This is a genomic window from Phaeobacter piscinae (assembly GCF_002407245.1).
GTDB lineage: Bacteria > Pseudomonadota > Alphaproteobacteria > Rhodobacterales > Rhodobacteraceae > Phaeobacter > Phaeobacter piscinae.
The window spans coordinates 3,579,313-3,591,314 of record NZ_CP010681.1; the positions used below are offsets into that span (position 1 = coordinate 3,579,313).

Annotated in this window: 12 protein-coding genes; 7 read left to right on the forward strand and 5 right to left on the reverse strand. The window is 61.7% G+C overall.

Features of this window, described 5'->3' with window-relative positions; all coding sequences use genetic code 11:
- Nucleotides 1-51 precede the first annotated feature (51 nt).
- Nucleotides 52-261, forward strand: a complete 210-nt coding sequence (locus phaeop14_RS17025) for a hypothetical protein (RefSeq protein WP_052463933.1) — start codon at nucleotides 52-54, stop codon at nucleotides 259-261.
- Nucleotides 262-326: 65 nt separating this feature from the next.
- Here phaeop14_RS17025 and phaeop14_RS17030 read toward each other — a convergent pair whose 3' ends face one another.
- The gene (locus phaeop14_RS17030) at nucleotides 327-1,175 is read right to left on the reverse strand and encodes an LOG family protein (protein ID WP_040179099.1); all 849 of its coding nucleotides are present in this window, start codon (nucleotides 1,173-1,175) and stop codon (nucleotides 327-329) included.
- A gap of 193 nt (nucleotides 1,176-1,368) precedes the next feature.
- Between phaeop14_RS17030 and phaeop14_RS17035 the strand changes: the two genes are divergently transcribed.
- The 3 genes from phaeop14_RS17035 (at nucleotide 1,369) to dapD (ending at nucleotide 3,919) form a co-directional block, all read left to right on the forward strand.
- Nucleotides 1,369-2,313, forward strand: coding sequence for a threonine/serine dehydratase (locus tag phaeop14_RS17035; protein ID WP_096790174.1), 945 nt, complete (start codon nucleotides 1,369-1,371; stop codon nucleotides 2,311-2,313).
- A gap of 48 nt (nucleotides 2,314-2,361) precedes the next feature.
- Entirely contained in the window at nucleotides 2,362-2,967 is a 606-nt protein-coding gene (locus phaeop14_RS17040) for a GntR family transcriptional regulator (protein WP_040174946.1), read from the forward strand.
- Between the two features lie 124 nt (nucleotides 2,968-3,091).
- On the forward strand, nucleotides 3,092-3,919 hold the full coding sequence (gene dapD, locus phaeop14_RS17045) for a 2,3,4,5-tetrahydropyridine-2,6-dicarboxylate N-succinyltransferase (protein WP_096790175.1): 828 nt from the start codon (nucleotides 3,092-3,094) through the stop codon (nucleotides 3,917-3,919).
- 186 nt (nucleotides 3,920-4,105) lie between these two features.
- On the opposite strand, the gene hutU is transcribed toward dapD, so the two are convergent.
- From hutU to hutI, 4 genes are read right to left on the reverse strand one after another with little or no spacing between them, the layout of a single operon-like run.
- Nucleotides 4,106-5,785: a urocanate hydratase gene (gene hutU, locus phaeop14_RS17050; protein WP_096790176.1), complete on the reverse strand. Its 1,680-nt coding sequence runs from the start codon at nucleotides 5,783-5,785 to the stop codon at nucleotides 4,106-4,108.
- Nucleotides 5,782-6,567, reverse strand: a complete 786-nt coding sequence (gene hutG, locus phaeop14_RS17055) for an N-formylglutamate deformylase (RefSeq protein WP_096790177.1) — start codon at nucleotides 6,565-6,567, stop codon at nucleotides 5,782-5,784. Before hutG ends, hutU begins: the two co-directional genes overlap by 4 nt.
- Nucleotides 6,564-8,096, reverse strand: coding sequence for a histidine ammonia-lyase (gene hutH, locus phaeop14_RS17060; protein ID WP_244905786.1), 1,533 nt, complete (start codon nucleotides 8,094-8,096; stop codon nucleotides 6,564-6,566). The genes hutG and hutH overlap by 4 nt, the downstream gene beginning before the upstream one ends.
- On the reverse strand, nucleotides 8,093-9,307 hold the full coding sequence (hutI, locus tag phaeop14_RS17065; protein ID WP_096790178.1) for an imidazolonepropionase: 1,215 nt from the start codon (nucleotides 9,305-9,307) through the stop codon (nucleotides 8,093-8,095). Before hutI ends, hutH begins: the two co-directional genes overlap by 4 nt.
- A gap of 75 nt (nucleotides 9,308-9,382) precedes the next feature.
- On the opposite strand from hutI, the gene phaeop14_RS17070 reads away from it, so the two are divergent.
- From phaeop14_RS17070 to phaeop14_RS17080, 3 genes are all read left to right on the forward strand, one after another.
- The gene (locus phaeop14_RS17070; RefSeq protein ID WP_096790179.1) at nucleotides 9,383-10,750 is read left to right on the forward strand and encodes a formimidoylglutamate deiminase; all 1,368 of its coding nucleotides are present in this window, start codon (nucleotides 9,383-9,385) and stop codon (nucleotides 10,748-10,750) included.
- 81 nt (nucleotides 10,751-10,831) lie between these two features.
- Nucleotides 10,832-11,533 carry a GntR family transcriptional regulator gene (locus phaeop14_RS17075; protein WP_096790180.1) on the forward strand — a complete coding sequence of 234 codons (702 nt, stop codon included), beginning with the start codon at nucleotides 10,832-10,834 and terminating at the stop codon, nucleotides 11,531-11,533.
- Between the two features lie 72 nt (nucleotides 11,534-11,605).
- Nucleotides 11,606-11,953, forward strand: a complete 348-nt coding sequence (locus phaeop14_RS17080) for a hypothetical protein (RefSeq protein WP_040174930.1) — start codon at nucleotides 11,606-11,608, stop codon at nucleotides 11,951-11,953.
- Nucleotides 11,954-12,002 lie beyond the last annotated feature (49 nt).

A 12,002-nucleotide genomic window follows, 5' to 3' on the forward strand; every position in this document is an offset into this window, starting at 1 on the left:
TCGGCAGGACAGTTTCCAAATCGTAGACAGTCAATGGAAGGGAAAGAGATCATGGCACGTCACACACCGGCCGCCACGCCGATTGAGCCCACCGTTTTGGATCTGGTGCGCGAAGAACGCGGCAAGGCGCTCAGCCCACGTGAATGGAAATTCCGTCTGCGCGGCTACGGCTATGCGATCAAGGATATCGAAGGGTCGCAAATCCTGACTCGCCTGCCACATGGCAAACCGCTGGGTGTCCTGCCTGCTGAATTTGCCTGACCCATTTGCAGATTTGCCGACCCCCGCCACGCGCGATGTGTCGCGCGACGGGGAAGGTCATATGATCAATCGTCGCGACCGGGCAGGCTGTCGCGCGGCGGCGCTGGTGCCCAGTTGTCGATAATGTGGATTGCCTCCTCGGCGGTTTCCACAAAACGGAACAGATCAAGATCCTCCTCGGAGATGGTGCCCGCATCCGCCAGCGCCTCCCAGTTGATGATCTTTTCCCAGAAAGCACGGCCGAACAGCAGGAACGGCACACGTTCCATCCGGCCGGTCTGAATAAGTGTCAGAGTTTCAAACATCTCATCCAGGGTGCCAAAGCCACCAGGGAACACGGTGATGGCGCGCGCGCGCATCAGGAAATGCATCTTCCGGATCGCAAAATAATGGAAATTGAAACACAGATCGGGCGTCACATATTCATTTGGCGCCTGCTCATGTGGCAGCACGATATTGAGGCCAACAGAGGCGCCTCCGGCATCAATCGCGCCACGGTTGCCAGCCTCCATCACACCCGGTCCACCGCCGGTGACGATGACGTCATTCTTGCCACCGGCGACCATGGATTTTTCGGTCATCAGCTTCGCAAACTTGCGGGCTTCATCGTAGAAATGCGACAGATCTCGCAATGTCTTGGTGCGTGCCTGATCCTTGTCCTTAGGGGCCGGGATCCGCGCACCGCCAAACATGACGATTGTGCTCTCGATACCATGTTCATCCAGCATGAGTTGGGGTTTCAGAAGCTCCAGTTGCAACCGCACCGGTCGCAGCTCGTCTCGACAGAGAAAATCCTTATCTGCAAACGCCAGACGATACGCGGGAGATTCGGTCTGCGGTGTCGATGGCACATGCTCGGCGCGATCCCTGTCAGAATGGGCATCCCGGAATCGGCTGTGGCGATCATCATTCATTGCAAACCTACTGTGTTAATTCTGAAAGAAAGCGGAGTTTCAGTTCTACCGCTTTGGCTGTCGTGGCGCTAGTCCGGAATGGCGTGCCAATAAACAGGTGATCCGCAGTGAAGCTTGGTCAGGTGCAACGAGGGCTTGCACCCGCCGGTACAGGGCTTACGGTCAGCGCGCCAATGGCAAAAGGGGACAGCATATGCATTGGACGCAGGATATCAGGGCCGCTGAGATGCGGATCCGCCCGTATATTCAACGCACACCGATACTCGAAACCACCGGTTTTGGATTGGATTACCCAATCTCGCTGAAGCTGGAGCATATGCAGCACACCGGCAGCTTCAAGGCGCGGGGCGCTTTCAACACGTTGTTGGGCGGATCTGTGCCGGATGCTGGGCTGGTCGCGGCATCCGGCGGCAATCACGGCGCAGCGGTTGCCTACGCGGCAAAGCGGCTTGGGATGCGCGCGCGCGTTTATGTGCCTGAAATGGCAGGCCCGGCAAAAATTGCGCTGATCCGGGCCTGTGGCGCCGATCTGAAGGTTGTGCCGGGTGCCTATGCCAATGCGCTAGAGCAGGCGCAGGCTTATGAACAGCAGACAGGTGCCATGCAGGTCCATGCCTATGATGCAGCTGCAACAGTAATTGGTCAGGGGACCTGTTTCGCCGAATGGGATGCCCAGGGTCTGGAGGCGGATACCCTTCTGATCGCGGTGGGTGGTGGCGGCCTAATTGCTGGCGCGATGGCCTGGTACGGTAACTCGAAGAAGATCGTGGCAGTGGAGCCTGAAACCAGCTCGGCCCTGAACGCAGCACTTGCGGCTGGCGCGCCTGTTGATGTCGAAGTCTCGGGTGTTGCTGCAAATGCACTTGGTGCGCGGCGCATCGGGAGCATCTGTTATGGGCTGGCACAGGATCAGTCTGATACCGTGACCTCACGTACCGTGTCGGATGAGGCAATTACTGATGCGCAGAACAAACTATGGCAGGAGCGTCGGCTTCTGGTGGAGCCAGCAGGTGCAACCGCGTTGGCAGCGCTGACCAGCGGCGCATATCAACCTGCCCCGGATGAGCGGGTTGCCGTGCTTCTCTGCGGTGGCAATATTGCCCATGATCCGCTGGAGGCACCACATGTCCCTTCGTGAGTGCCGTGTTGGCCTGTGGCTCGCTCACCGATGTCGCGGTGGTGTATCATGAGTGTCAGTGCCACGATCTCTGACCGTATCTATCATGCGTTGAGCGAACGGATCGTCACCGGCGCGCTGCCTGCAGGTGAGAAACTGCGCCAGGATCATATCGCGCGTGAGTTCAACGCTAGCCATGTTCCGGTCCGTGAGGCGCTTCTCAGGCTGGAGGCACATGGACTGGCCCAGTCCATTCCCCGGAGGGGGATGCGGGTGACCGCACTGGATCCCTCCGAAATACGCGAGGTCATCGAGATGCGTGTCTCGCTGGAATTGCTGGCGTTGCAAAACGCGTTTGCCCACTTGGGGGCGGCGGAGCTGGAGGCCGCAGATGCCGCGAGACTCGCCTGCGACGCTGCGACCGATATGGCAGATTGGGAGCAGAAAAACCGGGCCTTTCATCGGGTAATCCTGTCGCCCTGCGGCATGCCACGTCTGCTGGCGACAATTGATGATCTGCATATCGCTTCTGCCCGGCATCTCTTTGCCAACTGGAAGCACCGCTGGAGCCAGCGGGTCGACACTGACCACGCCTTGATCATGCAGGCCATGCGTCGCCGCGATGTGACAACAGCCTGCGATATTCTGCGCCGTCATTTGCGTCGCGTGCGCTAGGTGCCAGCTACCGCGACCGCGATTGGCCGCTGCGGAGAGGAATATTGACGCAATCCGCACATGACCCCGCGGCAAAATGAGGGTATGTAGCAGCGAAACCAACCACACGCCGGAGAGACCCCTGATGTCCAACGCCCAGCTGGAAACCGCAATTGAGGCCGCTTGGGAGGCCCGTGACACCATCACATCCGCCACCACAGGTGAGCAGCGCGATGCGATCGAAGAGACTCTGAACGCATTGGATTCCGGCAAGCTGCGTGTGGCCGAACGTCAGGACAGTGGCGACTGGCATGTCAACCAATGGGCCAAGAAGGCCGTGCTGCTGGGCTTCCGCATTAAGGATATGGAAGAGCAATCCGGCGGCCCGCAGGGCTCCGGCTGGTGGGACAAGGTCGACAGCAAATTCAAAGGTTGGGGTGAAACCCAATGGAAAGCGGCGGGTTTCCGTGCCGTCCCCAACTGCGTTGTTCGCAAATCGGCCTATATCGCGCCGGGCGTGGTCTTGATGCCGTCCTTCGTGAACCTCGGCGCCCATGTCGATGAGGGCACTATGGTTGACACCTGGGCGACCGTTGGCTCCTGTGCCCAAATCGGCAAGAACGTGCACCTGTCCGGCGGTGTCGGTATCGGTGGCGTGCTTGAGCCGATGCAGGCGGGTCCCACGATCATTGAGGACAATTGCTTCATCGGGGCACGCTCTGAAGTGGTCGAAGGCTGCATCGTGCGTGAAGGGTCGGTTCTGGGCATGGGCGTCTTTATCGGTCAGTCCACCAAGATCGTTGATCGTGAAACCGGCGAAGTGATGTACGGCGAAGTGCCGCCTTATTCGGTTGTCGTCGCAGGCTCAATGCCATCGAAAAACGGCGTTAACCTCTACTGCGCGGTGATTGTGAAGCGTGTCGATGAGAAGACCCGCTCCAAGACCGGAATCAACGAGCTGCTGCGCGACTGAGTGCGCAGCACAGCCTGGCAAACGGAACGCGCCCTGGAAAACGGGGCGCGTTTTCTTTTGTCAGGACCGGGGCTTTGCCCCGGACCCCAGAGGATTTTCTGGAAAGATGACAGGGGGCTACATGTCACCTTTCTCCAAGTACTCCGGGGTGAGGCCGTAAGGCCGAGGGGCAGAGCCCCCTTGACCTCAGAGGATGCCGGGCAGGTTCAGCCCGTGTTCTCGTGCGCAATCCTTGGCGATATCGTACCCCGCATCCGCGTGGCGCATGACACCGGTCGCCGGATCATTCCACAGCACGCGGCCAATGCGGCGTTCGGCATCGTCGCTGCCATCACAGCAGATCACCACGCCGGAGTGCTGCGAGAAGCCCATGCCAACACCGCCGCCATGGTGCAGCGACACCCAGGTCGCACCCGACGCCGTGTTGAGAAGCGCATTCAAGAGCGGCCAGTCGGACACCGCGTCCGAGCCATCCATCATCGCCTCGGTCTCACGGTTGGGCGACGCCACCGAACCCGAATCCAGATGGTCGCGGCCAATCACAACCGGTGCGGACAATTCGCCATTGCGGACCATCTCGTTAAACGCGAGGCCGGCCTTGTGACGGTCGCCAAGACCGATCCAGCAGATCCGCGCGGGCAGGCCCTGGAAGGCAATCCGCTCCTGCGCCATGTCCAGCCAGCGATGCAGGCCTTCGTTCTCGGGGAACAGTTCCTTCATCTTGGCGTCGGTCTTGCGGATATCCTCCGGATCGCCCGAAAGCGCTGCCCAGCGGAACGGGCCGATGCCCTTGCAGAACAGCGGACGGATATAGGCGGGCACAAAGCCGGGGAAGTCGAATGCGTTCTCCAGCCCTTCCTCCAGCGCCATCTGGCGGATGTTGTTGCCGTAATCGACGGTTGGAATCCCCGTCGCGTGGAACTCGCACATCGCCGCGACCTGCACCTTCATCGACGCGCGGGCGGCCTTTTCCACTGCTTTAGGGTCTGTTTCGCGGCGTTCCTTCCACTCGCCCATGGTCCAGCCCAGCGGCAGGTAGCCGTTCACGGGGTCATGCGCCGAGGTCTGGTCTGTCACGATGTCGGGGCGGATGCCGCCTGCCTCCGCGCGCTTCACCAGCTCCGGGAAAATTTCGGCCGCATTGCCCAAGAGGCCCACGGATTTCGCCTCCCCCGCTTTGGTCCAGCGCTCGATCATCTCCAGCGCCTCGTCCAGGGTTTCGGCCTTTTCATCCAGGTATTTGGTGCGTAGGCGGAAGTCGATCGAATCCGGATTGCACTCCACGGCAAGGCAGCAGGCGCCGGCAAACACCGCCGCCAGCGGCTGCGCGCCGCCCATGCCGCCAAGGCCGCCGGTCAGGATCCATTTGCCGGTCAGATCGCCGCCGAAATGCTGGCGGCCGGCCTCGGCAAAAGTCTCATAGGTGCCCTGCACGATGCCCTGCGTGCCGATATAGATCCAGGAGCCGGCCGTCATCTGGCCGTACATCATCAGGCCCTTCTTATCGAGCTCGTTGAAGTGGTCCCAATTGGCCCAATGCGGCACCAGGTTGGAGTTGGCGATCAGCACGCGGGGCGCGTCCTTGTGGGTCTGAAAGACGCCAACTGGCTTGCCGGACTGCACCATCAGGGTCTGGTCTTCCTCAAGGTTTTTCAGGGTCTCGACGATCAGGTCGAAATCCTTCCAGGTGCGCGCGGCGCGGCCGATGCCGCCGTAGACCACCAGCTCATGCGGGTTTTCGGCCACATCGGGATGCAGGTTGTTCATCATCATCCGCATCGGCGCCTCGGTCATCCAGGACTTAGCGGTGATTTCCGAACCGGTGGGCGGGAAGATGTCGCGAGTGTTCTTGCGGGGATCGCTCATGCCGAGGGCCTCCAGTTTTTGAGATCAGTCAGAATTTTGGTGAGATGGGCGCGCAGCCTATCCGCGCGCTCCGGCAAGTAGGTCCAGGGCGCCGCCTCTTCGCAGTAGGTCGCCTGCGCCAGTTCCAGCTGGATGGCGTGGTAGCCTTCCGCGGGGCGGCCGTAGTGACGGGTGGTCCAGCCGCCCTTGAAGCGGCCATTCAGAACCGAGGTATAGCCCTCCGCCGCTTCGCAGTTTGCCACAGTCATGGCTTCAATCCCGGGCGCGCAGGTCTTGCCCAGATTGGTGCCGGTGTTGAAATCCGGCAGGCGGCCTTCGAACAGGAACGGAATGTCGCCGCGGATCGAGTGGCAGTCATAGAGGATGGCAAAGCCGTGGATCGCCTTCACCCGCTGCATCTCTGCCGCCAGCGCCGTGTGATAAGGCGCGTGATAGACATCGCGGCGGCGGGCGGTTTCGGCCTCGTCCGGCTCCTTGCCCTCCTGCCAGATCGGCAGCCCGTCGAAATCGGTCAGCGGCACCAAAGTTGTGGTGTTTTGCCCAGGATAGAGACTGATACCGGCGGGATCGCGGTTCACGTCGATCACATAGCGGTGGATCGGCGTGCGGACGGTTGTGACCTCCTCCGCCAGCCCTGAATACAGGTCGTGGATATGCCAGTCGGTGTCGGCCAGCGCCCGTCCGGTCTCGTTCAGGCAGTCCCAGATCTCCGGCGGCACATCGGTGCCGGTGTGGGGCAGCCCCAGCACCAGCGGCGATGCGCCTTGGGTGACTTCGATCATGCGGAAACCTCCACGCCCGCAGCGGCGGCCACACGGCCTGCGCGTACCATGGCGCTAGCAGATTCAATGTCTGGCGCCAGATAGCGGTCCTCGGCCAGCGCCGGGATGTCCCCGCGCAGCATCGCCAAGACGTCCTTCAGGCGGGCCGAGGTTTGCAGTGGCGCACGCGCCTCCACACCTTGCGCGGCGCAGAGCATTTCAACACCCAGGATCACCGACAGGTTCGCGTTCATCTTGCTGAGACGCAGCGCGCCGTGGGCGGCCATCGACACATGGTCCTCCTGGTTGGCGGAGGTGGGCGTCGAGTCGGTCACGCAAGGATTGGCCAAATGCTTGTTTTCACTCATCAGCGCGGCGGTGGTCACCTCGGCGATCATGAAGCCGGAGTTCAGCCCCGGATCTGGCGTCAGGAACGGCGGCAAGTCGTGGCTGAGTGTCGGGTCCACCATCAAGGCCACCCGGCGCTGCGCGATGGCGCCGATTTCGGCCACCGCAAGCGCAATCTGATCAGCGGCAAAACCGACATATTCGGCGTGGAAGTTGCCGCCCGAGACGATGCGCCCTTCACCCACCAGCACCAGCGGATTGTCAGTGACGGCGTTGGCCTCGATCTCCAGCGTTTTTGCGGCCATCCGCAGCACATCCAGCGCCGCGCCCACCACCTGCGGCTGGCAGCGGATGCAGTAGGGATCCTGCACCCGGGTGTCGCCCTCTCGGTGGCTTTCGCGGATTTCGGAGCCGTCCATGATCGCCCGCATCTGCTGCGCCACGTCGATCTGGCCGGCATGGCCGCGCAGGGTGTGGATATCGGCGATCAGCGGCGCGGTGGAGCCCATGATGGCGTCCGTCGTCAGCGATGCGATGGTCATAGAGGCCTCGGCCATGCGCCAGGCGTCAAACAGCCCGGCCAGCGCGCAGGCGGTCGAGAATTGCGTGCCGTTGATCAGCCCCAGCCCCTCTTTGGGGCCAAGAACAATAGGCTCTAACCCGGCCGTTTTCAGCGCTTCCGCGCTGGGCATACGGGTGCCGTCATAAGTGGCCTCACCTGCTCCGATCATCGCCGCCGCCATATGCGCCAGCGGCGCCAGATCGCCTGACGCGCCGACAGACCCCTGCGACGGGATCACCGGCACCACGCCGCGTTCCAGCATCTTCTCGATCTGCTCGATTACCAGCCAGCGCACGCCCGACGCACCACGCCCCATCGACAGGAGCTTCAGCGTCATCATCAGCCGGGTCTTGTCCTCCGGCAGCGGCTCCCCCACCCCGCAGCAATGCGACAGGATCAGGTTGCGCTGCAGGGTGGCGGTGTCCTCCGGTGCAATCTTGGTGGAGGCCAGCTTGCCGAAGCCGGTGTTGATGCCATAGACCGCCTCTTGTCCGGCAGCGGCATCCGCCACCATTTGCGCCGCCGCTTCCACGGGTTCACGGGCTGAGTCGTCCAGCCGGGCCGGGGCCAGGTTGCGGTAGATATCTTCCAGCGTGGACAGGGTGACTGTGCCCGGAACCATCTGAATAATCTCGATCATTGTTTGCCCTCATAGATACGGGTGTAAAGCGGGTTGAAGCCGATGCGGTAGGCCAGCTCGCCGGGTGTTTCCACATCCCAGACCGCCAGATCGGCGCGCATATCGGCAGAAATTTGACCGCGGTCCGTCAGCCCCAGCGCGCGGGCGGCATTGCAAGTGACACCTGCCAGCACCTCCTCCGGTGTCATGCGGAACAGGGTGCAGCCCATGTTCATTGTCAGCAGCAGGGAACTCAGCGGCGAGGATCCGGGGTTGCAGTCGGTTGCCAGCGCCATCGGCACGCCATGGCTGCGGAAATGCTCAATCGGCGGCGCCTGGGTTTCGCGAATTGTATAGAAGGCACCGGGCAGGATCACCGCGACAGAACCAGATGCAGCCATCGCCCTGGCGTCGTCTTCGGTGGCGTATTCCACATGATCGACCGACAACGCGCCGTAGTGCGCTGCCAGCGAGGTGCCGCCCTGGTGGCTCAGCTGTTCGGCGTGCAGTTTCACTGGCAGGCCCAGCTCCTGCGCGACCTTGAACACCCGTTCGATCTGCGCGGGGGCAAAGGCAATGTTTTCGCAGAAGCCATCGACGGCATCGACCAGCCCCTCGGCATGGGCAGCGCGCAAGGCGGGGATGCAGACCTGATCAATATAGGCACCGTCACGGGTCTTGTACTCAGCAGGTGTGGCATGGGCGCCAAGGAAAGTGGTTTTCACCGTCACCGGGCGTAACTCGCCCAGCCGACGGGCGGCGCGCAGCATGTTCAGCTCAGTCTCGCGGTCCAGCCCGTAGCCGGATTTCACCTCCACCGCCGTCACGCCCTCGGCGATCAGCGCATCCAAACGCGGCAGCGCGCCCTGCACCAGATCCTCCAACGAGGCCTCGCGGGTGGCCGACACAGTTGAGACGATGCCACCGCCAGCACGGGCGACCTCCTCGTATGACGCACCGTTGAGGCGCATCTCAAACTCCATCGCCCGGTTGCCACCAAAGACGATATGGGTGTGGCAATCGATCAGACCGGGTGTGATCAGACGCCCCCCCATCGAAACGCGCGGCCAGTCGGCGTAGTCCTTGGGCAGCTGCGCCTCAGGCCCCGACCAGCGGATCCAGCCGTCTTGTACAACGATCAAGCCGCCAGGGACCAAGCCATAGGCAGGATCACTGCCAGCCATCGTTGCCAGTGTCGCATCACAGATCAGATAGGAATGGGGGCTGTCCATGGCATCCTCGCAAAAACGCTTGATAGGCGTAATGTATGAATCTAACATCATTATGTCTATACATAAGAGGATCTGATGCAGACAATTTTTGCACATCACGCGCGGATGCCTCAGGGCTGGGTCACCGATCTGCGCCTCACGATTGAGGCGGGAAAGATCACAACGCTTGAGCCCGGTGCGGCTGTGCAGCCGCAGGACCATCGGGTCGGAGCATTGGTGCCGGCATTGGCCAATCTGCATTCTCACAGTTTCCAGCGGGCGATGGCTGGAATGACCGAAACCCGCGTATCAGGCCGGGACAGCTTCTGGTCCTGGCGCAAGCTGATGTATCAATTCGTCGACCACCTGACGCCCGAGCAGTACGAGGCGATTGCCGCGCTTGTTTTCATGGAGATGCTGGAAGCGGGGTATGCGTCAGTCGGGGAATTCCACTATGTACATCACAAGCCGGGAGGTCAGCCCTACGAGGCGCTGGGAGAGCTGAGCAATCGCGTGTTTGCGGCGGCGGATTTGACCGGAATCGGGCTGACCCATCTTCCGGTGCTGTATACCTACGGTGGCGCGGGGCAGGTCCCTTTGAGCGGTGGGCAGCAGCGGTTTGGCAATGATGTGGCGCGCTACGCAGATCTTCTGTCCGACTGTCGCACTGCTGCGCGTAAGCATTTGCCGCCGGACGCGCGGGTCGGCATTGCGCCCCATTCACTGCGTGCGACCGCGCCGGAGGAATTGGCCGAGGTGCTCACACTGCGTGCGGGAAGCCCGGTTCATATCCACATCGCTGAACAGCCGCAGGAGGTCGCAGATATCAGCGGATGGCTGGGAGAGCGACCGGTGCAATGGTTGCTGAACAACTGCGCGGTCGACACGGATTGGTGTCTTATCCACGCAACCCATATGACGGAGGAGGAAACCCATGATCTGGCCCGCAGCGGTGCGGTGGCTGGGCTCTGTCCGATCACCGAGGCAAATCTGGGCGACGGGCCGTTTAATGGCGGGTTGTTCCAAAGCGGTGGCGGTCGCTTTGGTGTGGGGTCGGACTCGAATGTCAGAATTTCCCTCAGCGAGGAACTGCGGTTGCTGGAATATTCGCAACGGCTACGCGATCTCGCCCGCAATGTGATGGCGCCAGGGGAGGGATCGGTCGGCGCGGCCCTCTATCTTGGTGCAGCCAGCGGGGGCGCTCAGGCTCTGGGACGTGACGCCGGCCGTCTTGAGGTTGGCGCATTGGCGGATCTGATGGCCTTTGACACAACCGATGTGGCGCTCTGCGCATTGCGTCCGGATCAGTTGCTGGATGGGCTGTGTTTTGCTGCTGATGATTCTGTCGTTCGCGATGTCTGGTCGGCGGGACGCCATGTTGTGACCGGCGGGCGCCATGCGAACCGTGCACAGATCATCGCCCGCTATACCTCTGCCGTGGCTTCGCTGCTGAGAGCGCTTTGACAGGTGGGGCTGTGACACATGGGGTTGCGGCACAGGATGGCCTGTGGCAGCGGTTGAGCAGGGCACAAGAGGGGTAGAGGCATGACAGAGCGGACAAAAACCGGCTTTCAGGACGTCCGTGATGAGGTGCTGAAACGCATTCAGGACCGGGTCTGGGGGCAGGGTGATCTATTGCCGACCGAGCAGGAGCTTGCAGAAGAATTTGGCTGCGCCCGCGCCACGGTAAACCGCGCGCTGCGGGAACTGGCAGATCGCGGCATCATTGACCGCAAACGCAAAAGCGGCACACGGGTGGCAGTGTTACCCGTGAAACAAGCCAAGCTCGAAATCACCCTGACCCGCCAGTTGGTCGAGGATCGCAACGCTAATTACCGCTATGCGCTGGTCCACCGGGAGGAGGTCCCGGCGCCGGGATGGCTGTCATCGCAGCTTCAGCTGGCGGCTGACACCCCGGTGCTGCACATCCGTGCGATGCACTACGGTGACAATCACCCGTTTCAGTTCGAAGATCGCTGGATCAATATTGCCGCTGTGCCCGGCGTTACTGCGGCTGACTTCAGTACCGTCGGGCCTAATGAATGGCTATTGGCCGAGGTGCCGTTTTCGACGGCGGAACTCAGCTTTGGGGCAATTGCTGCGGATGCGGCGCTTGCCGAATACCTAGCTTGTCCGATTGCTGCGCCATTGTTTCAAATGGAGCGCACGACGTGGTTTCAGGCGCAGCCGGTGACTTTTGTCAGGATGAGTTTCCATCCGGGCTATCAGATGCGCAGCCGCTACTGACCGGGCGCGTTGCTGCGCGCGGCAGTTTGGCTTGTATTGACCAAACCCCCGTCACAGGGATATGGCGAGCGCATGGAAAAAAAGAAAATCTCCCGTCAGCAGGTCTACACGCTTGTGGTGCAGATCGGGCGCAAGGAAGGTGATGGCCTTCCCGAAGGGGCCACTGGTGCAGCCCTGATGATCTACGCCTCCGGCGTTGATGAGGCTGAGGCCGTGCGTGAAACCGTTGCTATCCTGAAGCAGGCCGACACAGCGCCGCTGGATGTCACCGGCTATGGGACTTTGGCTGACCGTGAGGCCGAGGATCAAGACATCTCGGACGAAGAGCGGGCGCTGATGCAGCGGGCGCTGGACGAGAATTCGGTGATTGTCGCGCAGATGACGCCGTTCTTTGAGGACGGGCCTGCAACTCTGCACTGATGGCGGGCGGACCTCTGGCGTCCCTGACATAGCGCGGTCTTGGGGTTGG

Bases quoted from the DNA above. Each gene is read 5' to 3' on its own strand.
- dapD (WP_096790175.1), top strand. From the start codon at position 3,092: ATGTCCAACGCCCAGCTGGAAACCGCAATTGAGGCCGCTTGGGAGGCC.
- hutI (WP_096790178.1), bottom strand. From the start codon at position 9,307: ATGGACAGCCCCCATTCCTATCTGATCTGTGATGCGACACTGGCAACG.
- phaeop14_RS17075 (WP_096790180.1), top strand. From the start codon at position 10,832: ATGACAGAGCGGACAAAAACCGGCTTTCAGGACGTCCGTGATGAGGTG.
- phaeop14_RS17025 (WP_052463933.1), top strand. From the start codon at position 52: ATGGCACGTCACACACCGGCCGCCACGCCGATTGAGCCCACCGTTTTG.
- phaeop14_RS17040 (WP_040174946.1), top strand. From the start codon at position 2,362: ATGAGTGTCAGTGCCACGATCTCTGACCGTATCTATCATGCGTTGAGC.
- phaeop14_RS17030 (WP_040179099.1), bottom strand. From the start codon at position 1,175: ATGAATGATGATCGCCACAGCCGATTCCGGGATGCCCATTCTGACAGG.
- hutU (WP_096790176.1), bottom strand. From the start codon at position 5,785: ATGAGCGATCCCCGCAAGAACACTCGCGACATCTTCCCGCCCACCGGT.
- hutG (WP_096790177.1), bottom strand. From the start codon at position 6,567: ATGATCGAAGTCACCCAAGGCGCATCGCCGCTGGTGCTGGGGCTGCCC.
- hutH (WP_244905786.1), bottom strand. From the start codon at position 8,096: ATGATCGAGATTATTCAGATGGTTCCGGGCACAGTCACCCTGTCCACG.
- phaeop14_RS17080 (WP_040174930.1), top strand. From the start codon at position 11,606: ATGGAAAAAAAGAAAATCTCCCGTCAGCAGGTCTACACGCTTGTGGTG.
- phaeop14_RS17035 (WP_096790174.1), top strand. From the start codon at position 1,369: ATGCATTGGACGCAGGATATCAGGGCCGCTGAGATGCGGATCCGCCCG.
- phaeop14_RS17070 (WP_096790179.1), top strand. From the start codon at position 9,383: ATGCAGACAATTTTTGCACATCACGCGCGGATGCCTCAGGGCTGGGTC.